At 33.2% G+C, this 20,400-nt stretch carries 30 protein-coding genes and 1 pseudogene; 2 read left to right on the forward strand and 29 right to left on the reverse strand.

What is annotated here, in order from left to right:
* Positions 1–31: 31 nt before the first annotated feature.
* Complete coding sequence (gene istB, locus EGS71_RS00315; protein ID WP_001053381.1) at positions 32–805, reverse strand: IS21-like element ISEc57 family helper ATPase IstB; 774 nt, start codon at positions 803–805, stop codon at positions 32–34.
* Positions 805–1,830: an IS21-like element ISEc57 family transposase gene (gene istA, locus EGS71_RS00320; protein WP_002009888.1), complete on the reverse strand. Its 1,026-nt coding sequence runs from the start codon at positions 1,828–1,830 to the stop codon at positions 805–807. The genes istB and istA overlap by 1 nt, the downstream gene beginning before the upstream one ends.
* A gap of 88 nt (positions 1,831–1,918) precedes the next feature.
* Between istA and EGS71_RS00325 the strand changes: the two are divergent.
* Positions 1,919–2,380: pseudogene (locus EGS71_RS00325) on the forward strand (IS66 family transposase); the annotation flags it as partial.
* Positions 2,381–2,591: 211 nt separating this feature from the next.
* Here EGS71_RS00325 and EGS71_RS00330 read toward each other — a convergent pair.
* The 14 genes from EGS71_RS00330 to EGS71_RS00405 form a co-directional block, all read right to left on the reverse strand.
* Positions 2,592–3,128 carry a hypothetical protein gene (locus tag EGS71_RS00330; protein ID WP_000731978.1) on the reverse strand — a complete coding sequence of 179 codons (537 nt, stop codon included), beginning with the start codon at positions 3,126–3,128 and terminating at the stop codon, positions 2,592–2,594.
* 49 nt (positions 3,129–3,177) lie between these two features.
* Positions 3,178–3,732: a hypothetical protein gene (locus tag EGS71_RS00335; protein ID WP_000790084.1), complete on the reverse strand. Its 555-nt coding sequence runs from the start codon at positions 3,730–3,732 to the stop codon at positions 3,178–3,180.
* Between the two features lie 19 nt (positions 3,733–3,751).
* On the reverse strand, positions 3,752–3,970 hold the full coding sequence (locus tag EGS71_RS00340) for a hypothetical protein (protein WP_001043201.1): 219 nt from the start codon (positions 3,968–3,970) through the stop codon (positions 3,752–3,754).
* Positions 3,971–4,009: 39 nt separating this feature from the next.
* Positions 4,010–4,390, reverse strand: a complete 381-nt coding sequence (locus EGS71_RS22595) for a hypothetical protein (protein ID WP_002011402.1) — start codon at positions 4,388–4,390, stop codon at positions 4,010–4,012.
* A 213-nt stretch (positions 4,391–4,603) separates the two neighbouring features.
* A complete protein-coding gene (locus tag EGS71_RS00350) occupies positions 4,604–5,572 on the reverse strand; it encodes an IS30 family transposase (RefSeq protein ID WP_012308653.1) in 969 nt (322 codons plus the stop codon).
* A gap of 272 nt (positions 5,573–5,844) precedes the next feature.
* Complete coding sequence (locus tag EGS71_RS00355; protein WP_000834290.1) at positions 5,845–6,102, reverse strand: hypothetical protein; 258 nt, start codon at positions 6,100–6,102, stop codon at positions 5,845–5,847.
* 104 nt (positions 6,103–6,206) lie between these two features.
* Entirely contained in the window at positions 6,207–7,487 is a 1,281-nt protein-coding gene (locus EGS71_RS00360) for a hypothetical protein (RefSeq protein ID WP_001093570.1), read from the reverse strand.
* Between the two features lie 12 nt (positions 7,488–7,499).
* The gene (locus EGS71_RS00365) at positions 7,500–8,603 is read right to left on the reverse strand and encodes a toxic anion resistance protein (RefSeq protein WP_000933769.1); all 1,104 of its coding nucleotides are present in this window, start codon (positions 8,601–8,603) and stop codon (positions 7,500–7,502) included.
* A gap of 596 nt (positions 8,604–9,199) precedes the next feature.
* A complete protein-coding gene (locus EGS71_RS00380) occupies positions 9,200–10,429 on the reverse strand; it encodes a hypothetical protein (RefSeq protein ID WP_001024502.1) in 1,230 nt (409 codons plus the stop codon).
* Between the two features lie 135 nt (positions 10,430–10,564).
* Positions 10,565–11,821, reverse strand: a complete 1,257-nt coding sequence (locus EGS71_RS00385; protein ID WP_000096600.1) for a ParB/RepB/Spo0J family partition protein — start codon at positions 11,819–11,821, stop codon at positions 10,565–10,567.
* 3 nt (positions 11,822–11,824) lie between these two features.
* Positions 11,825–12,598 carry a ParA family protein gene (locus EGS71_RS00390; RefSeq protein WP_000724905.1) on the reverse strand — a complete coding sequence of 258 codons (774 nt, stop codon included), beginning with the start codon at positions 12,596–12,598 and terminating at the stop codon, positions 11,825–11,827.
* A 192-nt stretch (positions 12,599–12,790) separates the two neighbouring features.
* Complete coding sequence (locus EGS71_RS00395; protein ID WP_002016330.1) at positions 12,791–13,180, reverse strand: hypothetical protein; 390 nt, start codon at positions 13,178–13,180, stop codon at positions 12,791–12,793.
* Positions 13,155–13,565: a type I restriction-modification system subunit M gene (locus EGS71_RS00400; RefSeq protein ID WP_001998891.1), complete on the reverse strand. Its 411-nt coding sequence runs from the start codon at positions 13,563–13,565 to the stop codon at positions 13,155–13,157. The genes EGS71_RS00395 and EGS71_RS00400 overlap by 26 nt, the downstream gene beginning before the upstream one ends.
* Before the next feature lie 28 nt (positions 13,566–13,593).
* The gene (locus EGS71_RS00405) at positions 13,594–14,091 is read right to left on the reverse strand and encodes a hypothetical protein (RefSeq protein WP_001067227.1); all 498 of its coding nucleotides are present in this window, start codon (positions 14,089–14,091) and stop codon (positions 13,594–13,596) included.
* Positions 14,092–14,618: 527 nt separating this feature from the next.
* Here EGS71_RS00405 and EGS71_RS00410 point away from each other — a divergent pair.
* Positions 14,619–14,825, forward strand: coding sequence for a hypothetical protein (locus EGS71_RS00410; protein ID WP_000535990.1), 207 nt, complete (start codon positions 14,619–14,621; stop codon positions 14,823–14,825).
* Positions 14,826–14,830: 5 nt separating this feature from the next.
* On the opposite strand, the gene EGS71_RS00415 is transcribed toward EGS71_RS00410, so the two are convergent.
* From EGS71_RS00415 to EGS71_RS00475, 13 genes are all read right to left on the reverse strand, one after another.
* Complete coding sequence (locus EGS71_RS00415; RefSeq protein WP_001057663.1) at positions 14,831–15,067, reverse strand: hypothetical protein; 237 nt, start codon at positions 15,065–15,067, stop codon at positions 14,831–14,833.
* A gap of 4 nt (positions 15,068–15,071) precedes the next feature.
* Positions 15,072–15,761: a DUF2786 domain-containing protein gene (locus tag EGS71_RS00420; RefSeq protein WP_000389915.1), complete on the reverse strand. Its 690-nt coding sequence runs from the start codon at positions 15,759–15,761 to the stop codon at positions 15,072–15,074.
* A 118-nt stretch (positions 15,762–15,879) separates the two neighbouring features.
* On the reverse strand, positions 15,880–16,245 hold the full coding sequence (locus EGS71_RS00425) for a hypothetical protein (RefSeq protein ID WP_001052478.1): 366 nt from the start codon (positions 16,243–16,245) through the stop codon (positions 15,880–15,882).
* Between the two features lie 51 nt (positions 16,246–16,296).
* The gene (locus tag EGS71_RS00430; protein ID WP_000565581.1) at positions 16,297–16,629 is read right to left on the reverse strand and encodes a hypothetical protein; all 333 of its coding nucleotides are present in this window, start codon (positions 16,627–16,629) and stop codon (positions 16,297–16,299) included.
* A gap of 360 nt (positions 16,630–16,989) precedes the next feature.
* Positions 16,990–17,178 (reverse strand): hypothetical protein, encoded by a 189-nt coding sequence (locus tag EGS71_RS00440; RefSeq protein WP_000427815.1) that lies wholly within the window; start codon positions 17,176–17,178, stop codon positions 16,990–16,992.
* 12 nt (positions 17,179–17,190) lie between these two features.
* The gene (locus EGS71_RS00445; RefSeq protein ID WP_000078385.1) at positions 17,191–17,517 is read right to left on the reverse strand and encodes an H-NS family nucleoid-associated regulatory protein; all 327 of its coding nucleotides are present in this window, start codon (positions 17,515–17,517) and stop codon (positions 17,191–17,193) included.
* 65 nt (positions 17,518–17,582) lie between these two features.
* The gene (locus EGS71_RS00450; protein WP_000861205.1) at positions 17,583–18,059 is read right to left on the reverse strand and encodes a thermonuclease family protein; all 477 of its coding nucleotides are present in this window, start codon (positions 18,057–18,059) and stop codon (positions 17,583–17,585) included.
* A gap of 4 nt (positions 18,060–18,063) precedes the next feature.
* Positions 18,064–18,279: a hypothetical protein gene (locus tag EGS71_RS00455; protein WP_001012847.1), complete on the reverse strand. Its 216-nt coding sequence runs from the start codon at positions 18,277–18,279 to the stop codon at positions 18,064–18,066.
* 58 nt (positions 18,280–18,337) lie between these two features.
* Positions 18,338–18,478: a hypothetical protein gene (locus EGS71_RS22400; protein WP_000691026.1), complete on the reverse strand. Its 141-nt coding sequence runs from the start codon at positions 18,476–18,478 to the stop codon at positions 18,338–18,340.
* A gap of 22 nt (positions 18,479–18,500) precedes the next feature.
* On the reverse strand, positions 18,501–18,692 hold the full coding sequence (locus EGS71_RS00460; RefSeq protein WP_000182323.1) for a hypothetical protein: 192 nt from the start codon (positions 18,690–18,692) through the stop codon (positions 18,501–18,503).
* A gap of 5 nt (positions 18,693–18,697) precedes the next feature.
* Positions 18,698–19,294, reverse strand: coding sequence for a hypothetical protein (locus EGS71_RS00465; RefSeq protein WP_000095825.1), 597 nt, complete (start codon positions 19,292–19,294; stop codon positions 18,698–18,700).
* Positions 19,295–19,465: 171 nt separating this feature from the next.
* On the reverse strand, positions 19,466–19,840 hold the full coding sequence (locus EGS71_RS00470) for a hypothetical protein (protein WP_000230431.1): 375 nt from the start codon (positions 19,838–19,840) through the stop codon (positions 19,466–19,468).
* Between the two features lie 153 nt (positions 19,841–19,993).
* Entirely contained in the window at positions 19,994–20,374 is a 381-nt protein-coding gene (locus EGS71_RS00475; protein ID WP_000227379.1) for a hypothetical protein, read from the reverse strand.
* Between the last annotated feature and the right edge of the window lie 26 nt (positions 20,375–20,400).

Genomic DNA, 20,400 nt, shown 5'->3' on the forward strand with positions numbered 1-20,400 from the left:
GCAAAGTAAAATTGACCCCTTTGATGATTTATTAAGACTCAATTTGTGGTTGAATTCCTACTCTCTTTTTATCTTTTAGACGATAACTTTCCCCAGATATTTGTACAACATGACAATGATGTAATAAACGATCCAACATTGCTGCTGTCAAAGTAACATCATCTGCGAATGATTTAGACCACTGGCTAAATGGTAAATTACTGGTCAAAATCGTACTGCCTTTTTCATAGCGCTTGGCAATAACATTAAAAAATAAATTTGCTTCTTCACGACCAAATGGTAAATATCCTATTTCATCGATAATCAATAACTTTGGAGCAAGTACAACACGTTGCATGTAGTTTTTTAATTTACCTTGTTGATAAGCTAGGCTAAGTTGCAACATTAAATCAGCTGCAGTAATAAACTTAGTCTTAATATTATTCATAATTGCCTTATAGCCTAAAGCCATTGATAGATGTGTTTTCCCAACACCACTTGCACCAATAAATACAACATTTTCAGCTCTTGGAATAAAGCTTAAATTAAATAGTTCAAGCAACTGCGACTTTGGAGCACCTAAAGCATAATTAAAATCATAAGCCTCCAACGTTTTGATTTGAGTAAGACCTGAAAGTTGTAAAAGAATCTGTTGACTACGTTGCTGCTTGGCTGTGTATTCATGTAATAGCATAGCTTCAACGAAATCTGCATAACTGCCATCCTTTGCTAAGGTTTGTTGTGCATGATGTGACCATTGTGATGCCACTGTTTGTAGACCAAGCTGACGGCAAAGCTGTTCAATACGCTCATACTGTAAATTCATTAAGAAACCTCCAGTAATTCATCATAGATTGATAAGGGGTGTTGAACACTCTCATGAGGTATGAGTGATGATGGGCTAACATCATCAATTACAGATTTTTTAGAACCATCATTAAATAAAGGTAATGAAGAAAAATATTGTTGTTCTTCAAGCAAACGAGTACTTGGTTTTTCTTTAGTTGTTGCATGAATGCGTTGATTTGCTGTTTCACTAAGCCATCGACCAATATAGGCATTTGCCATATCAACATCTAAGCTAAGGTCAACCACCTTTAAACTTGCTTTTAATGGCACGATAAAACTTGATTTCAAATAACTATTAAAGCGTTCTACTTTACCTTTTGTTTGCGCACGATATGGCTTACAAACACGTGGTCGGAAGTTATATTTCTTAGCACAATCAAGTAATTTAGCATTCCAGCGATGTTGACCATCTTGATAAGCATCACGTTCAATCATAATGGCCTTAGCATTATCAAATAATACATCTTTAGGAACACCACCAAAGAACTGAAAAGCACTTTCTAAGCCATCAATCCATGCATCAGAACGTTCATGATCATAAAACTTAACAAAGGTTGCTCTAGAGTATCCCAAAGTTGCAACAAATGCTTTTAATGTGGTGTGATGACGTCGAATTTTTGTGAAATCAACCTGCATTTGTTGACCTGGTTGAGTCTCAAATCGCTTAATCGGCTCTGGTTGTTTAGTTGGCTTTAATGTATTGAGATAATTTTGTAGTGTTCTAATTTTCCCCGTGTAGCCTTTTTGCAAGATTTCTTGATACAACACTGCAGCCGGTATCCATTCTGGATCGGCGGCATTTACACGTTTGATTAAATACGGTTTATAAGGCTCAAGAATACTCACTTTAGATTGTGTTCGTTGATATTTAGGTGTTACTTGAGATCGTAAATATTTACGCACAGTATTTCTAGAAATACCGAGTTCGCGGCTAATTGCCTTAATAGATTGACCTTGTTGATGAAGTATTTGGATTGTCACTGCTTGCTCCAAAGTTAACATGTTGAGCAGTCCAAAAAGACCACTATATTAACCAAGGGGGTCAATTTTCAAATGCTGTTGGGGGGTCATTTTTACATTGCCGCTAACAATAGAAGCAGAACTCAGGAAAAAGACCGATGGTACAGCGGAAGACCGCCGCGAATACCGACAACAGCATAGTCAACCAGTGATGCAACAACTATATGAATGGCTCAACCAACATCATCTGACAGTGCCATCGAGTTCTCCCACCGCCAAGGCCATCAATTACACTCTGAAGCGTTGGCCAGCCTTAAGCCGCTATCTGGATGATGGCAATCTACCGATATGCAACAATTGGGTAGAGAATCAGATGCGTCCCTGGGCGTTGGGGCGCAAGAACTGGCTGTTTGCAGGTTCGCTGCGCAGTGGTCAGCGAGCGGCAAACATCATGACTTTAATCCAGTCAGCAAAGCTGAATGGGCTGGATCCGTATGCCTATTTAAGTGATGTGCTGAAAAGGTTACCGACACATAAAGTGACCCAGATTGAAGAGTTACTGCCGCACTGCTGGAAACCTAAATCGAATTAAAAAATAGGTATGGGATTCAGCGGACGCTTACGATTTGAATCGAGTATTAAAATCAGGTTCAGGCTTTGCATGAAACTTGATTTTAAACTCGATGGATCCTCTTTTTCGCTTGGAGTTCGAGCGAAGCCAACTAGCCCGGCCCGTAGGGAACGCCAAAATATTTCCAACAGATATTAAATTATTGTGGAGACACCTAGCTAATTACCACACACTAAAGATCATGAATTTGTTTCTGATACCAAATTTTGTTTTCGGCTAGAGCTTGATTGAGACGTTTATTTTTAACTAAATCAAGTATTTCCTTTTGCTCATGATAGGTTATAAGATTGTCTATCTTTGCTTTATTAATTATTTCTCTTACGTCAGGTTCATTCTTGTATTTTTCATAATAAGGATTCGAAATTAGATCTTCCATTGCATCGTTTGAGACAGGTTTTTTTGCTAAATAATTATCTATACATTTTTTTAATGGTTTTGTATCTACACTTGATTTCAAGACATACCTTGTTTCCTTATTTAATTCAATTTTAACAAGCGAAAGTTGACTGATATTAATTACATCCATGCAATTATCGTAAATTTCTGAACTTAATAGATCAATTTCTAGCGACTCAATCGGATAATTGCTTGCTACATAATCTTTTATTTCTTTTTCTACAACCAATTTTTTTAAGGTATTAAGACTATCTTTTGTCATACAACCAGATAATATCGAAGCAATGGCGATCATTACAGCTAGTTTTTTCATCAAATTCTCCTAAAGCTCTTCAGCTCTTTAATGCTCTGATAAGCTACTTTTAAAGACTTTGAAAGTCATGTTGGTATGCAGCTTTACCCAAATCAATTTCATGGTCGTAATGTTTCTTCAACACTAGTCCAAGTATTGTCTGGTATTCATAATAGCTGATTAAATGATCAGCTTTAGCGTTATCAATTAACGAACGTACTTCAGGATCATTTTTGAATTGCTCAACTCTTGTATCATCTTTCAGATTTTTCATTGACTCTTCTGAAATTGGGGTTTTTACCAAATAATCGTCAACACATGATTTGAGATCATTAATATTCACATCTTTATCTAAAACATATTCAGACTCGATACTTCTGATAGATAATTTAACCCTCTGTTTCTTGATCATCCTTTTATTAATATTCAAATATTTACTACAAGTACTATATATCGATGGAGTTACATTTTTTATGTCGCTTATTACAATCATCGAATATTGATCTTGAAGGTAAGTATTGATAGTTTTTTCTACAATTTCTTCTTTTGCAAAAGCAAAATCTTCGTCACTCATGCACCCGGATAAAGCTAATACCAGGGCAAATATTAGAGGTATATTTTTCATCAGTATCACCTTAAGCTCTTCAGCTCACTAAAATTTGTATTTCTTTAACCCTTTTAAAAGGAACAAGGCATTTACTAAATGCATTCAGAAAGTGCATCACTAATGGCCAAACATGTTTTTTTAAAAAAACTAAATCCGTATAAGCCTTCTTTACAATACTGAAGTATTCTTTAGCAGATAAAGTTCCAACAATTTCATTATTGAAGTCAACAGCATAGCTAAATTTAGATTTATTCATAACCTCTCCATAAGCCCTTCGGCTCGTTAAATAATTCAATTATTTATTATCAACTTTTTCACAGTATGCTTTGATCTTTGCAAAGTCTTTATTTGATAGGTTTTCAATGTCATTAGACTTATGACCATTCTCTTTTAACCAGGTTTTGCAATCGACAACGATTTCTTTTGTTTCAACTGAAGAGTTTGATGCATGACTATTTGAAGAGCCGGACACGATCCAAGCTAACAACATCCAAGTCATCCAATCATTTGAAGATTTATGCTTTTGATGTTGTTCATGTTTAAATCTATCATAGCTGCTTAGGCTATTATTTTGCACCGGATACGGTTTTTGAACAGGTTGTTTTACTTCAGTACTTTTCACTACCGGTTTAACTGTTTTGGTTGTCGGATTAGATTTGGAGGTGGTATTAGCCACTGGTTTATATGTGGTGGTTGCTGAAGGTTTAGAAGGTGTGTAGCTTGGTTTACTTATGCTACTACTTGGTCGAGAAGTATAGGAGCTCGGAGAGCTTGAAGAATATGATTTACTACTCGATGATGATGAATACGAGCTTCTGCTTGATGAAGAGCTGTAACTAGATCTAGAAGCAGCATAGCTGGTAGAAACTAATGTTGAAACACGGCGAATTCAAACATGAGGTGCGACAGTTTCAAAAGCCATATGATAATCAACAAGCTGAGCAAATTTCTCTAATGGTGTAAGCCAATCTAACGCCTTTCTAGGACGAGTATTCAGTGACATGGCAACTTGATTTAAATAATGCTGATCTGCCTGATTTAAATCAATCCCTTTAGGTAAATATTGCCTAATTAAACCATTCATATTTTCGCATGTGCCTTTTTGCCAGGGTGAATGTGGGTCACAGAAATATACATCTATGCCTAAATCTTCTTCGAGTATTTTATGTTCTGACATCTCACGTCCACGGTCATAGGTCAACGTTTTACGCAGTTCTGCAGGTAAATATTTCAGAGCTTCAGTTAAAGCCTTGCGCACTGATTCTGCCTTTGCATCAGGTAATGTTGCCAAGATACAGAGCCGTGTATTTCGTTCAATAAGTGTTGCTATCGAACTTTTATTGTCTTTACCTTTAATTAAATCAGCTTCCCAATGACCCGGTATTTTTCTTTCTTGAACTTCGGCTGGGCGCTCATGAATAGTTTTAATATCCTGTAATATAGAATCTTTTTTAGGTTCACCGTTAGCTTTTCGCTTTTTATTTTCATGACGTAGACAGGATAATAAGTCTTTTTTCAACTCACCCTTGGGTAATGCTCGTATCGTTGAATAAATCGTTGTATGGCTTACATTCATTGTTTGATCCAAATCAGGAAATGTCTTTAAACGCTTTGCTATTTGCTGAGGAGACCATAAACAACGGATCGCTTCAACAATAAATTTCCAGAGGATTGAATCGATTTTGAGTTTTCTGTGACCACGTCTACGTCTAGCAAAAGTGTTATCAGAAGCATATTGAGCTTGATAAACGTCATTGATGCTATTTCTTTTAAGCTCACGATAGATCGTACTAGGATGTCTTTTAATAAGTTCAGCAAATTTTCTGGCTGAAAAGCCTTCTTTTCTTGACTCAAGCATTAATGCAGTACGATCTTCAAAGTTAAGATGATGGTATGACAATTTTATATACTCCATAAACCCTTTAAATTAATTAGGTGGTTTATGTCGCACTTCAAGTTTTACTCTGCCTATCTTTGTATTCACCTAGAAAAAAATTCTGATTTAATGCGAATATTAAAAATATTATTGAGAATATAATTGCTATACGATAAGACTTAAATAACTCTTGAAACTTTATTTTTGAATAAACTTTGGATGTTGGAGAGTTCGATAATATAGATTCCATACTTTTACCTATTTGATGAACTTATATTTTTATCTGTTGGGCACACCCAACCTTTTATTTCAGTTGATGTACCGTCTTTCGGAGAAGTTATATAACCTACTGTTTTATATAAGCATGGCTCACCTTGAGCACTAACTTTAGGCCATAAAGCTGCGTGGATATGATCAAAATGTTTAATGAAAACAAATATAAAGAAGAGAAAAATAGCTATTATAAAAATAGTAGCTATTTTATTTTCAAAGCAATGTAGTTCACTTTTCATGAGAACACCTTAAGCTTTTCAGCTCATCAATCTATTAATACTTTCAGTACCAATAATACAATATATCGGATTATATTTTAATCATTTTATTTAAAAATTAATCCTTAATTATGCTTATAATATGGCTCAATCATTTTTCTAATTTTATTTCTCAGTTCATATTGCCTTAATTCAGATAAACCGTTAAGTATGCCAAAAGGGATTAAAATAAATAAAAACCAATAAACTACGGCTTTATAATAAAAGTTCCAAAAGCCACTAAAATTATCATTCTTTTTGGTGATTCCTAAAGCATACTCATACGAATACTTAATATCAGGATTAATAGAAAAAGTAATATCATCCTTTTTTAAATCTGCTAACTGCAAAAGTATGGTATACCCTTTTTGAATAGCCTCCCTATTCTGTGGTGTCAAAGTTCGTGAACCGTTCAAATATTCTACTAAAACGTCCTGTGATTTATTATATATTTGAACCGTACTTTCATAATTTTTTAGAAAGAATTCTTTGTTATGTTTTCCTATTGTTGAAGAAGGATTTGAACCATTCACCATGTTATAAACATCAAGTGCTGCAAAATGAACTGGTTCTTTAATTTCGCTTTTATTATCACCTAACGTTAGTAATCCCGCTACAAGAAGAACAAGTACAAAAATTATGACGCAAACATAATTTACTAAAGATAAGTCTCTGATATTGAATTTGTCATATTTTTCAGGGTCTTTAGAAATTTCTATCAGGGCCTTATTATCACTCTGTAAAGCTTTAATAGAATAATTGGTGTTCCACATATCCCCGTGTGTCTTCGCTATATCAAAGTTACCCAATTTATCTTTAGCAAGATTAATAGCCATATCAAAAGACTTAAGGCTTAAGTCACTGTTCACAATTTGCAGGCTATTTAAATCATTAAGCTTAGATAGCTTTTTATACTCATCTTCATTATCAGAAGTCAGTTCACTTAATTTCTTTTGTAAGACCTCTCTAAGTCTTTGACGTAATTCAAAGTTCCTTTGATACTTTTGTTTTTCAGCAATACAACCTTCGATAAGTTCTTTAAGTTTTCGCTCTGTATTTTCATACTGCTTAAGAATTAAAGGTAGTACATATTTAGCTTTCTGTATTGCTTGTATATGTTTATAAACTAGTTCTTTATCGTAGACGTATAGAATAGATCTCTTACTTTTTTCAAATTGTTGAAATGTGAATGATGACATTACGTTAAAGTAATCTTCATGGATTACACCCATTTTATATCCGCAATCTTGTAAGGTCGTAAGGGATTGCGGATGACCTGGTAAATCCTGAATTTCACTTAATAATGAGTCTAGTTCGTTTTCATTAATGAAATTTGTTTTTAATGCAGATAAGTACTTAGTGTTCATAACATTTCCCCGTTAATCTGCACTGATTTTTAATTGTTGCGGATCCGCAACGACCAGGCTTTTGAGCTGATCATTTAATTGTTGTGCCTGTAATTGTGTTTCTTTTCGCTTCTGAGCTGAAGTTTTGTTGATTGCCATAACTTCTTCAAAAGCAGTTAATGTATCAAGCTGCACCTTCTGAAGTGTCTCAATATCTATAACTTGGCGATTGCTTTGTTTTGCAATATGAATTGAAGTTTCTTTAAAATCTTTCGCGCTTTCTAGAAGTGTTTCGTTTGTGAAATTATCAATTTCCTCACCTAATTGTGAGTATTTCTTTTGATCTAAAATATTCAAGGCCAACATTAATTGTCTTTGCCAGGCTGGAATAGTTAAGCCAGATATAGTTTGGAACTTTTCAATTAACGCAATATTATTGTTCTGCAAAAAAGTAATCTGAGGCAACGTTTGTAAGGCACTTAATCTCAACAATTCTAGATCCGTAATACGCTTATCTAAACGCTCTAAGATTTGTGAATATGCATTTGCTCTTTGCTTTGCTAGATCTGTACCTTCACTGTTAAGTGACTCAATCAAGCCAATAAGCTCATTTTTTTTATATCGACCAGCTATGACAGCAAAACCTAGTTGAGTATAAACAGAAATTGTATGCTCAAATAATTTCGTCAAGCTATCATTATTTAATTGCAACCCTTTCTGAGCTTCTGCTACTTGCAATAAATTATCATTTAATTGTGATTCTACTGTCTTAAATTTAGTAATAAGCCTGTCTTTTGAATTACCAATTTTTGCTAACAGCCCCCCTATCAACGGTATATTTGATTTATCACTACCAATGGAAAAGTCTGTTCTTTTTAATTTTACAGTAATATCCGTCATTAATTCTCCCATAACTCCCAACTGATCATTAGTAACTAATGACAGCATTTGGTTAGAAAGATCAGCTAACGAATCACGGTTATTAGCCCCCAACTCAAGTACCTTTTGTGGGTTCTTAATTAGATCTAAGTTTTCAACTATTGCTAAAACTTCATCTTTTCTATCAATATCAAGATCAAGTTTTTCCATTTCATTTTCAATTGAAAATACTTGTGTTGTTAATTCATTATTTAACATTTTAAAACTCCTTAAGTCTTGCGACTCATAATTAATTTAATTAATTCAATATCTGTTTAAATAAGGTCCAACTTGTAAAACCGACCATAGAAATGGTAGATATTAAAAGCAGCAAAGTAAGTTTTCTATCATCATCCTCTTTTATATCCAAAGACATACCGAAAAGTCCGAAACTAAGTACAATTAGAATAATATTTCTAATTATTACAAGGTCCCATATATATTTAAGAAATAGGATTAAAGTCATCAATCCTAAGAGAAATGTTAAAAATCCGATGAACCAACGTAGGACTATTACAAGTTCTTTCATAAACACCTCAAGCTTTTCAGCTCTCCTTACAGCATATTTTACTTAACTGGATATACGGGTAATTGTCCTTTATCACAGCTATATGATCTTCGCTCTTTTACCTCTGAACCAAACTTAACGCTAAGAATTTCGTTACCAGCATCATGTTTTAAACGCTTAAGTACTTCTTTTTTACACTCTTGTTCTGATTGGAACGGTATCGTATAAACAGCATGTTTATTCGGAGAGTAAATATTAATAACCAAGAACCAGGCACTAACCCATTTAACCATTTTTTAATCACTACTTATAAAGATGACCAATAAACCAACTGCCCAGGTACTTCTTTCTTTTTCCAAAATAAGTTGTCCGGCAAGTACTCTTCACTTAAATAACAAACTGCGTAAAGTATTTCTGCATAGCAGTGAAGTTTTGTTTCACTTCTTGAATAAGTTGAGAATGTAGGTGCATTTAATAGTGCATAACCGTTTGAAGTAACGGTATATTTATGTCTACTATCAACTATGTTTGTTCCATACAATTGCATTGCATAATCTAAAGTATCTGGTTGAAATACAGGAAAACCGGATACATAACGGTTTCTTAAATCGTCATCTACTGTTTTTGGATCCGCCTCATATAACCAATAGGTATTTTCTGGTACAAAATCACAAATTGATTTCTGATAAACAAGTCCAGTTGCAATGCGTATATCTTCATTAAGTATATAATCTCGTACTTGATTGGCAGCACTTGGACTCTCACAGCTAATAATTAAATGTAGAGCTAATTTTCCATTGCTCTGATCAACTTGGCCGACACCTACGTTTGTACGTGTTCTTGGATATTTAATTACTTTCTCACGCACTGAGACATTTTGATTTTTTTCAGTACCAGAAATTCCAATCGCAAAATCAACTTTTTGGCCTGTCTTTAATTCAACATAATTAAAGAAGCTCGCAATAGATGTGACACTTGGTAAACCTGTTGCTATTAAATTACTGCTTAAATTAGCATCATCAATAAAAACAGTTAAACAAAACTCATCATCAGGTAGTTTTGATTTACTAAATTCAATAGGTCTTAAAGTAATTTCAGGTGTATTAAAGCTATTAATTTTTCCCTGTGAAATCTCAATTAACTCATTGTAATCAGAAAAGGATCTTTCTCGATCTTCAACTGTTACTTCTAAAAGTGCATTCCCATAGTCTTTATTTCGCTTATTAAGCTCATAGTAAATCCCAATTGCTGGCATCGGTGTGATTGCAACCGGCCCTAAGTCTTTAAGTGGAATTGAAACCTGCTTAACTTTAGAATCAACTAGATCAGGAATACCTTTAAACGTTGCACAATTTAATTCCTTAAAACCATTTTTACGCAAGTGTACAGTTTTAGAGCTTATATAGTTTAACGGTATATCAAATTGGATTTCTGCATAGATTGGACTATGCATAGACTTCTTATGGAACAAAGCTGGTGAGTGTGTAGCCTGTTTTGCTGTAGCAAGGAATTCTTCAGTATTAAAATTAATATTCATTTTAATCCTCGCTTTTAAATGTAATTAAACACATGTTGCAAGCTAACGATTTCATAGTTTCTCCTTAAGCTCTTCAGCTCTATAGCTTTTTGAATTATTAAATAAACAAGGAGGTCGCCCCCCTTGTTAGTTGTTTTAAATAAGGTCTTGTTGATTTAAAATAACTTGCATACGAGAGTCTTCAACATTAGAAGATGGAACAAATACATGTAATTGCGCCATAGAATCTAAAATAGTCGCCAACTCATTAACTAGTACTGGATATTGAATTAAGCTTTTCCACGAAAACAAATTAGCTGTATTTTCATCATTAAAGCTTCTTAAAAAGCCACAAGCTACTGATACTAAGTCTTCATCTTCGCTTTCTGTTAAATCTAAAATACTGACGTAACTTTCCAAAATACCATTAAAATAAGCTGTCTCAAGCTCTGAAAATGCCTTTTCATTTGCTTGTTTTACAATCTCTTTTGTTTGCTTTTGAGTAGTAGTCGTAAAAGATTTTTCATCTTTCACTGCTTCAGTATTTTCAACCGATTCTTGAACTTTTGCAGGTTGCTGTAAAGTCTCTTTAGTTTCGGTAATGAGCTCTTGAGTATTGTCCACTTTACTATCTTCATTTTTTTCACCAGCCTTTGGCGAATTCTGAAGTTCTAAAGATGACTGTGTTACGTCTGAAGTGCTTGAGGTAATAATTTCACCCTTCAGCTCTTTAGACCATACACGGGCTAATTTTGATGAAATAGCACCTTCATGATCTGCTACTAACGCTTTAACTTCTTCTGGATACTCAGCTAATAAGTTTTTAATGATCGTGCCAGTTTCAGCATCATTTACCATTTTATTAGCCATAAGGCTTTTTAGATAATCATCTGATTCAAGCAATTGTAATCTTCGAGAAACCCATGTCTTTGACTTATTAATTTCATTAGCTAAATCGTCATAACTATACTTTGGATTCTCTGCCACGCCTTCTTCTAGCATCAATTTTAAATTCGTAGCAACTTCAAGCAAACTCATGTCTTTTCTAAATAAGTTTTCTGACATTTTTACTCGGCGTGAACCAAGTTTGTTATCAATCGTTGCTTCGATAGTATCCAAGTTCAAATGTTTATGAGCTAAATAACGATAATGGCCCATATTAATAATATATTCACCAGGACTATCAGAATCGGCTCTAACTGAAATAGGCTGAAGTAAACCATCTCGCAAAATAGTATTTGCCAGTTCTTTTACATAATCTTGATCATATTCAAGACGTACATTCTGAGGATCCAACTTAACCCGATTAAGCGGCAATTTTAGAATTGTGCGGTCAGAGTTATTGTTAGCATTTAAGTTTGCTGAAGTTAATGAGCTATCAACTGCGTTTAAATCACCTAATAAAGAAGACATAGCTTAAACCCCCATTTTCTCTAAAACTAATTGATTAATTTTTTTGATTTTTCGCCCTACATCTTTTGCTGACGTTTTATCAATTTTCCATACTGGAACTTGTTGTTCACTTGCATCAGCAATTGCAGATCGATTAGGGATGAAAGCAGTCTTATCAAGCATTAAATGACTCAGTTGTTTCTGCAATTCATTTAAAGTTGTTTTTTGAGTAACAGAGTTAGCACTAACCATATTTGGAAGCAGCCCTAGAAACTGAATTTTTGGGTTTACTTCTTTAATTTCTTGTGTGGTATCAATAATACCTCTTAGCCCTAGAATTGAATATTTATCCAATAAAAAAGGAGATAGAGCAAATTCAGAAACTAACAAAGGTAATCGCTGAAACGGGCCGTCTGTAGGAGGTGTATCAAAAATACAGATATCAAAAAATTCGTTAGCCTTAGCAATATTTGATTTGAAATTACGTTGGTATTCTTCAACTTTATCTAGTTTAAACTCTTGTTCTGTAGGATCAAAAAGTGATTTTAAACTCTTATTACCTTTAAAAAGAACAAAGTATTTATCTAAAGTTTCAAAGTTTTGGATATCCGCAAATAGACTATGGGTATCTTTAATCTCAACCGCAACTTTACTAAGTGAGAAACCACTATTACCTTGTTTATCCATGTCTACAAATAGAACACGCATACCGCGCTCATAACAGTAATGTGCCAAATGAACAGCAACAGAGGTTTTGCCAATCCCACCCTTTTCGTTAGTGATTACGATTTTTTTCATTGTTCTTTACTCCAAGCATTTCTGCTCAATTTTGAAATCAGCCTATCCGATTTCTGAATAAATTATACTACTAAAACATACTTTTTTGCAAGAAAAAGATTAAATTTTATAGCGCCAATTTGTCTTAAATAGGTTGTTGCGGATCCGCAACAACCTAAGCTTGTGTAAGTTACATCTATGCATATAAAAAAATCAATCATTAATTAAAATGAAATTAGGCACATAATCTTCAGCTTTATGTACAATTTCCTTTAATTTTTGACTATGCAATTTTATGTCCCACCCTTTTACGTAATACATTAAGCTACACCAGCATTCACGATACTTTAACTTGAGGGTATCACCAACAAAAATACGGCAAGGCACTGCCCACAAACTTAGTTGTATATAACACATTAAAGCAACATTTCTATCAATGTCTGCTGCCTCAATATACAAGTGATCTTGCACTTGTATCTTAGATTCCAAACAGAGTTTTACAGTTGAAAGTAAAGTTGAGCCAGCTCCACAAGCTGGATCGGAAATCGAAATCACCCCCTCTTCCTCAAGTTGTTTTTTAAGGTCGGTCAACAACTTGAGCACATAAATTTGATACCTCACTTGGTGTAAAATATTGGCCGATATGATCATTCCCAATTTCTAATTCCATGTAAATGCTACCTAACACATCATATGGCTCACCCTTTGCTTCGCATAAATCCACCAACAGATAAAACAATTTTTTTATTTTTAAACGTCCACTAACGTCGTAACGATTGATACGTTGAAGATATTCATTTTCAATATTGTGGTTAAACAAATTTTGATATCTATGACCAATTGAGTTTCTTAATGCTGCTGCTGAACAAAAAACAAAGTCATGAAATATTTCATAAATGTTTTTAGATTGGTCGATACTTTTTAAGGTATGTATAAACTCACTTTTCAAAACACTATAAGTTTTACCAATGTTAACTTTTGAATTCACTTTTTTCTCCGCAAGCTCTTCAGCTCAATCAATTAATAGTTTTCAATGTATTGAATTGTATAAAACCATTTAAACCGGCTTTACGAAAAGTTTCTAAGACTTTGAAATACATTAATTGGAAATTAAGAGACTCATCTGCTGTTTTAGTGAATTCTCCCAAGTGGTCAGGTCTGAATAATATATCTGCGTTATTATTAAACCAGGTCAAACATTCAAAAATGAAGTCACCATAGAACTCATATGTTTCTTGAATAGCGGTTAAGAAAGGACAAGGAATACCAATCAATTCTTCAAGAACTTTTAATGTTGAAATAAACTTATTAAATGACTCTTTTGTACTTAATGTATAAACATTAAAGTCCTTACAATCATACATAGTAGTAGATAAGGCAACTAAGCCAGTATTGTATTCAAAAGATGGCTTCTTAATATCAATATGGCCAACAGCACATGCACAATGTGATGGAGTCTTTAAACGACCAATTTTTAAATCAGTTATGATTAATACATTAAAATAATTATTCATTTTTTCACCATAAGCTTTTCAGCTCAAAATACGAAATCAGCCTATCCGATTTCTTACCAAAATTGTAATACAATGATGTATTTTAATCAAGATCTTTAAACGTTAATATTGTTAAAAAACATTAATTTAATTAAATATATTTTCGAATTAAACATTACTAACAGAGCAACGTGTCCACGTTGCGAACTGAAGGAATTTGCGAGCATCCCCCTCCTTGATTACCGTTTCAAACTTCGAGCGAGTCAGTCAAAATCTGTGATTTTGACTAGACGACCGAAGAAGTGAAACTTCTCCCATTGGACCTTATCCGGTAATAACAAAGCAATCCCGCAGGGTTGCGACAAATAGCCCTCTAAATCGCTCTATTTGCTCCTAGATTCAATTTTATAGAAACAAGGTAACTGCCAAAGAAATAAAACATGGCTAGAATTAACAAATATGATCAAAAACAAAATTAAACTTGTAATATTTTTTGTATATAAATTAAATAAATCACATATAATAAATTACTGATTGGAGGATTTGTTATGGGATCTACAGTACGTCTCCGGGACCCAACAGCTAAACTTGTTATTGATACAGCATTAGATATGCAACAAGAGCAACGTCAAATGGTTAAAACTTCAGATATTGTTGAAACATTAGTTCAAAGGTATATAAATACGATTAGCTTTGAAGATGTTCAACAAACTATTGAAAACCGTAAAAAGAATAAAAAAAGTAAGGACAAATAGAAAACCTATTTGCCCTTATAAATTGTGTCAAACTCTGTCAACCAATCAAGCCTGTTAAAACCAGCTTCAACGTCATTGCCTCTTACCTCTGCGATATAAAACTTTTTCTCGCCATCTTTTAGAAACCATCCAGCCAATATATTTACATAATTACTCTTACAGTTCAGAACTCTAATATAAGCATCTGGTGCAACAGGATGAGCTGGATCAACATGCTCAAGTTGAGGATCAGCGTTATTCATTCAATCAGCTCAAGAAAATCTTTTTCGTTTCATTAGGATCAATAGCATGATGTAAGTTCACCTTACTCCCGTCCGAATACCCTTTTACTCGTGCTTGATAAAGCATATCTTTATTATAATGTTTAACACTTTTAACTTCGCAATATACAAGATTAAGTGTTTTTTCATATTCGTTCAGTTTTTCCCTTAGCTCTTTATCTGGATTTAAGTTTTTACACTTTTTTTCTACTCCTTGAATCCATCCCCTATGATAGCTTATGCCCAAACGCCTTTTAGATTTCAGCTTGGTATTTCCATGTAAAGTGGCTAAATAACTTTGTTTGTTTTTAATCAAGATAGGAAGTAATACAGAATATGCGTATGCTGCAATGGACGCATTTGGTTCAACTCCATAAAAAACATGTTGTTGATATCTCGTCCCTTCTAAAGTGTACCAACCAGAGTAACTCCCACATTCAAAGACATTTGCGATCATTACTTTAAGTCGTCTTTCAATATCTTTTGTTCTTTGAGTTTTTGTCTGGATAATTCGTTCTTTAATATCACTAATTAGTATTTGTTTTTCACTGATTTTATATTTTTGCATCAATGCCTGAGCTTGTCTAAGTGCAATGGCTGCCTCATGTTCATTGGCACTTTTTGATAATGCTAGGCATTTACTAATTTTATCTATGATAGTTTGCATATCTTCCATTTATGGCTCCTTAAGCATTTCTGCTCAATTCAAATATGTTTTTAAAGATCCTATGAAGAGCTTTACTTGATCATTTACTTTCTTTCAAATTAAGCTTCTCATATCTAGACTAATTAAGTTATTTTAAAAATGGCTTTAACCGCTCTATTCCATCACCAGTGATTGTTGATGCGATACGTTTAATTGCTGCCTTATGTTGAGGGGATTTATTCATCAAATTTAAAAGCACTTCTCTCCAGTATTTAGCCGCTATTTTCACATCCTGAAAATCTTTTTTATAGAAGATTTTTTTCAATGGGCTAAATCTTGAAAGCATATTCTCATTTAATATCATCATTTTGAGAGCATGTCTTATTTCAAATTCTTCTGGAGGTAGCATACCTGCTTTTATATAACTATAGTCAGCAAATATTGCTGGATCCTCTACATATTTTTCATCTAATGGATTTAATAGAAATTGAACTTCTCTACCATTTAAATTCATTGAAAGAGTTGATCGAAAGCAATGTAATCTTGATTCATATTCTCTAAATCTCTATTTAAAATAATGGTTATAAGAACCTAAATTCTTAAGGCTCCAATCCTGTTTTACAATTCTTTCAAGAATATCTTTTTCACAGCCATACAACGTCCAAATAGAATCATTTAGATAACATTCACCATAAGAATCAAGCTCATCAACCTCTAGACTGACACTATATGATTCTTTCTTTTCAGACTCATAATTTATTCTTAAAACAATCAAGGCACCTTCACTTTGTCGCAGAGTAATTTGATCACTATTTTCCCAATGATTAGTTTCATCAATGTCGATCACTTCTGCTTCAAATAATTTTAAATCAAGAATTTTACTTGTAATATCAATCATGATATTTGCCTCATATAAATTAATTTATTAAGCTTATTTGAAACAACAGTCATAACGTAGATGCCAAGATATAGAACGAAAATCCAGAAAATCATACCTATGGAATACACTAATAGAGGGTTTTCATAAGAGTGTAAAGTTTGTAAATCTTGAATTACCTTCCACACCCATGCGATTAGCCAAACAATCTGTAGTATTAGATTGATCGGACTAATAGAATAGCGACCGAACAATTTTATTTCTGGTGTAATTTTTTCTTTGGTTGAGTGTTTATTTTGATTTTTAATATTCATTCAAATTTCTCTTTTTACAATTAGAGGAATTAGAAAAAAAGACTTTTATTTAATTCCTCCTTAGTTTTTAGGATTTAATGTCAGACATATTTTGTTCTGCCAGATAACCACTTTGGCCAAATTTTCTAACTGTACTTAATGGTTTAATATCCTTAGCTGGTAAAACCACAAAACCCTTATTTTGATGAGCATTTTGGAAGATTTTTTCAAGTGTCCAAAATGTACAACCAACATCTACAATCATTATATTTTCCATATTTTGATCCTTTTAGTTGATACGTAAATCTTCAAGTTTCGCACCTTTTTCAATTTCGGCTACTAACCAACGTGGTTGTTTACCGCGTCCAGTCCAAGTATCTTGTTCGTTTGCTTTACTACGATAGCGCGGTTTTACAGATTTACGAGCTTTCTTTTTAGAGCTCGCTGCGCCTACTTTCAAAAGATCCTCTACTGAATATCCTACGCTTTCTGCAATTGAAATTATTTTAAAATAAGCATCCTCAATGGCTTGTTCTTCTTTGATTTCAATTAATTTGGCTGCTTCAAGCTGAAGATCTTTTAACTCTTCAATTGATAATTCACTAATTTGCGACATATTCACCTCTTTATTAAACATTAATTACTTGTTGCGGATCCGCAACATTCTTTCTCTACTAATAACTACTGTGATTGATTCTTTCGCCACATACTCGGATATACCGGCTTAGCATCTTGCCAAAGACCAATTTTATTTTTTCGTGCGTATGACTCTAGATCCAACATTATTGGATCATCTAAATATTCACGAAAGGCCCATGCCATACCATTTTTAACCATTATCCTATTAATAGGATCCACACCTACTAGAACAGTTCCTATCAATCGATGATACTTGTCATATCCTTTTTCCTGGATATAAACATTTCTATTAAAAGTTAAATCTGATAAAGCTTGCTTAGCCTTTGCTCCAAATGGCTGGCTTTTTTCTGGTGCATCAATATCTGCTAGACGCACCTTTATTTGATTATTTGATCTGTCTAAAACTGTTATTGTATCTCCATCAGTCACACCAATTACTCTTGCAACAAAGTCAGCGTTAGCAATGTTACTTACTAACAATAAGCTACCTAAAAATATCTTTATTCCAGCTACTTTCATAAGGTCAGTTTCCGCTAACAATATATAGTTTTTTTGTTTTATGATGATCTTCAAGCATTTGTTTTTCAAGAATATCTATTCCGTTAGTTAGATCAATGCAATCCTGGCATATATATTCTTTATTAAAACAATTTTCATCTTGCTCAATTTCCTGAAAACTTTGTGAATATTGATCACAAATCGAGCATGTCTTAGGAAACTGTATTAATTCACCGTTCATAACTTTTTCCTCACCCTCATCTGTACTAAATCAATTACTTGAAATTAATGATCTTTTTTTAACACCCATTTTCTTCACAAGTTGTTTCGCCAACATAGGTATTTCCGCTTTCACAAGCTTGTTTAATTAGTTGCTTACTCCCTAAAAATATGAGAGCTAGTAAAATTACTAATGGTGCAAGTAAAGCTATAATTTTCATTTCTTTTTTATCCTTTAAACTATTAACTCATAGCCTGAAAATGTTCTAATAATGGCTTAGGCAGATTGTCTCTTTTGATAAATAGAAAATCTTGTTGCAGTTTTTGAAATACTTGCCAAGTAGTTTTCGTATCCTCATTAAGGTAATTACCATCTTGATCTTCAGTAAAATCTAAGGTTGAAAAATATTGTTCAAACAAGCCTTTATTAGTCATAGCCTTCAGCTCCAGACCTCATTTATCTCGGTCATCAAGTTTGAATCTTCTAAACATTTAAAAAACGATGATTGCTGCGACTCTGATAAAATCACTTCGGTAAGATGAGGTTTCTTATCTATAATTTTTGAATTGTAAATAGATGCATAGAACTTATTTTCTTCATTAGCTGAAAGTATAAAAACACTTTCATTTGAAGAATTAGGATCTAGTGAGCAACCGATCAAAGTTTTTGATTTAATGCAATTCATTTCATTAAAAAGGAAATGCTCAATAACATTTAAGTTATCTTCCAACACCTTGAAATTGTTTAGTTTTGTTCGGATAGACCAACTATTTGACCAAAGCTTTAAGATAACTGTAGAAAGAGCAAATATTGCTGTAAGAAAGTAATATCCTAACGTGGAGTTATCACTCGTTAATCCAGAATACCCAGCATATGCTGCTAAAATTACTAGTAAACAAAGTAGTATTAAATTTACTTGCTTCTTCTTGGTCGCTTCGATATCCGAAAAAATCTTATTAAAGCCACCCTCTAAATAACGACTAAGGTAGAAATTTATAACTTTAGATTTGTTAATAGTGTCTGTTTTTGAGCTCATCAGTTACCCTTTTAAATTCAATTCAAGGATTGTTTGTTTTTGCTGAAGTTTAAAATCAAATTGTAGTAGGACTGGCTAATTCGGATTTTCTTATAGCCAAAGTCTATGTAATAAAAAACCCTATGATTTTTTATCCGTTTCTTTGGAATACAATTAAATTTCAATATATGCTTAACAGTCATTTTCATGGTCCACCTCTGTGTTAAATAGCTTTAACTCAACGAACCAGTAATTAAACTTACCTTCTACACTAGCAATTATTTCTGCATATACTCCTTTTGAATTAACTAAAATTTTGACATCTTCTAAATCAATAGGACCTTTGAAGTTTAGAAGGCGTAAATGAATGAAGTTATGTAAATTGATTTCAGGTATACGATAAGTAGTGAAGAAACAGGATTCCATGCTTTTCAGCTTCGCAATACTCTGATCTAAGTCCTGAACTATTTTTTCAGGTAAATTAAGAATGAGGGTTTCAAAGTCTAAGTGACTTTTAAAATTTAGGATATTATCTGGGAAAGCTAGAAATTGAATGGTTTCTACCATCTTGTACTCCTTAAGCATTTCTGCTCATTAATTGCGTAGATTATACCACTAAAACATACTCAAAACAAATTGTTTATTATTTAGCTATACTAACAGACGGTTCTGTATATTTAAACAAAAAAAATAACTGTTGCGGATCCGCAACAGCTACTTTTACTTATTATCTCCGTCAATAAATTCTTTAGCCAATTGTGTAAACTTTGCGCTTCTATTTGGGGAAACGGCATCAATTCCAGTAATAACACTCTTAGGTAAAGTTAAAGTAACTCTTTCTAATGTATCATCAAAGCAACTACTCGGAATTTCTAATAAAATCCCGCCACCTTTTAAACTTTTGTAAAGATCAAATACTGGTAATTTTTCTCCAGCATGGTGCAGAGCGACCACTTTTTCGATAATCCTGTTTTTCATTTGTTCAATACAATGTAGTAAATTGCTTGATTTTTCTACAATATCAAACGCTTCGCAATTTAAATAATAAATATTGCCCTGTCTTAAAACTTTAACCGGAATGTAACGAGTTTCATCAACCATGATATTTCTAATCTAAATCATACGAG

Source organism: Acinetobacter sp. FDAARGOS_559, from assembly GCF_003940475.1.
GTDB classification, from domain to species: domain Bacteria; phylum Pseudomonadota; class Gammaproteobacteria; order Pseudomonadales; family Moraxellaceae; genus Acinetobacter; species Acinetobacter baumannii.

Bases quoted from the DNA above. Each gene is read 5' to 3' on its own strand.
- istB (WP_001053381.1), bottom strand. From the start codon at position 805: ATGAATTTACAGTATGAGCGTATTGAACAGCTTTGCCGTCAGCTTGGT.
- istA (WP_002009888.1), bottom strand. From the start codon at position 1,830: ATGTTAACTTTGGAGCAAGCAGTGACAATCCAAATACTTCATCAACAA.
- EGS71_RS00330 (WP_000731978.1), bottom strand. From the start codon at position 3,128: ATGAAAAAACTAGCTGTAATGATCGCCATTGCTTCGATATTATCTGGT.
- EGS71_RS00335 (WP_000790084.1), bottom strand. From the start codon at position 3,732: ATGAAAAATATACCTCTAATATTTGCCCTGGTATTAGCTTTATCCGGG.
- EGS71_RS00340 (WP_001043201.1), bottom strand. From the start codon at position 3,970: ATGAATAAATCTAAATTTAGCTATGCTGTTGACTTCAATAATGAAATT.
- EGS71_RS00350 (WP_012308653.1), bottom strand. From the start codon at position 5,572: ATGCTTGAGTCAAGAAAAGAAGGCTTTTCAGCCAGAAAATTTGCTGAA.
- EGS71_RS00355 (WP_000834290.1), bottom strand. From the start codon at position 6,102: ATGAAAAGTGAACTACATTGCTTTGAAAATAAAATAGCTACTATTTTT.
- EGS71_RS00360 (WP_001093570.1), bottom strand. From the start codon at position 7,487: ATGAACACTAAGTACTTATCTGCATTAAAAACAAATTTCATTAATGAA.
- EGS71_RS00365 (WP_000933769.1), bottom strand. From the start codon at position 8,603: ATGTTAAATAATGAATTAACAACACAAGTATTTTCAATTGAAAATGAA.
- EGS71_RS00380 (WP_001024502.1), bottom strand. From the start codon at position 10,429: ATGAATATTAATTTTAATACTGAAGAATTCCTTGCTACAGCAAAACAG.
- EGS71_RS00385 (WP_000096600.1), bottom strand. From the start codon at position 11,821: ATGTCTTCTTTATTAGGTGATTTAAACGCAGTTGATAGCTCATTAACT.
- EGS71_RS00390 (WP_000724905.1), bottom strand. From the start codon at position 12,598: ATGAAAAAAATCGTAATCACTAACGAAAAGGGTGGGATTGGCAAAACC.
- EGS71_RS00405 (WP_001067227.1), bottom strand. From the start codon at position 14,091: ATGAATAATTATTTTAATGTATTAATCATAACTGATTTAAAAATTGGT.
- EGS71_RS00410 (WP_000535990.1), top strand. From the start codon at position 14,619: ATGGGATCTACAGTACGTCTCCGGGACCCAACAGCTAAACTTGTTATT.
- EGS71_RS00415 (WP_001057663.1), bottom strand. From the start codon at position 15,067: ATGAATAACGCTGATCCTCAACTTGAGCATGTTGATCCAGCTCATCCT.
- EGS71_RS00420 (WP_000389915.1), bottom strand. From the start codon at position 15,761: ATGGAAGATATGCAAACTATCATAGATAAAATTAGTAAATGCCTAGCA.
- EGS71_RS00425 (WP_001052478.1), bottom strand. From the start codon at position 16,245: ATGAATTTAAATGGTAGAGAAGTTCAATTTCTATTAAATCCATTAGAT.
- EGS71_RS00430 (WP_000565581.1), bottom strand. From the start codon at position 16,629: ATGATTGATATTACAAGTAAAATTCTTGATTTAAAATTATTTGAAGCA.
- EGS71_RS00440 (WP_000427815.1), bottom strand. From the start codon at position 17,178: ATGGAAAATATAATGATTGTAGATGTTGGTTGTACATTTTGGACACTT.
- EGS71_RS00445 (WP_000078385.1), bottom strand. From the start codon at position 17,517: ATGTCGCAAATTAGTGAATTATCAATTGAAGAGTTAAAAGATCTTCAG.
- EGS71_RS00450 (WP_000861205.1), bottom strand. From the start codon at position 18,059: ATGAAAGTAGCTGGAATAAAGATATTTTTAGGTAGCTTATTGTTAGTA.
- EGS71_RS00455 (WP_001012847.1), bottom strand. From the start codon at position 18,279: ATGAACGGTGAATTAATACAGTTTCCTAAGACATGCTCGATTTGTGAT.
- EGS71_RS22400 (WP_000691026.1), bottom strand. From the start codon at position 18,478: ATGAAAATTATAGCTTTACTTGCACCATTAGTAATTTTACTAGCTCTC.
- EGS71_RS00460 (WP_000182323.1), bottom strand. From the start codon at position 18,692: ATGACTAATAAAGGCTTGTTTGAACAATATTTTTCAACCTTAGATTTT.
- EGS71_RS00465 (WP_000095825.1), bottom strand. From the start codon at position 19,294: ATGAGCTCAAAAACAGACACTATTAACAAATCTAAAGTTATAAATTTC.
- EGS71_RS00470 (WP_000230431.1), bottom strand. From the start codon at position 19,840: ATGGTAGAAACCATTCAATTTCTAGCTTTCCCAGATAATATCCTAAAT.
- EGS71_RS00475 (WP_000227379.1), bottom strand. From the start codon at position 20,374: ATGGTTGATGAAACTCGTTACATTCCGGTTAAAGTTTTAAGACAGGGC.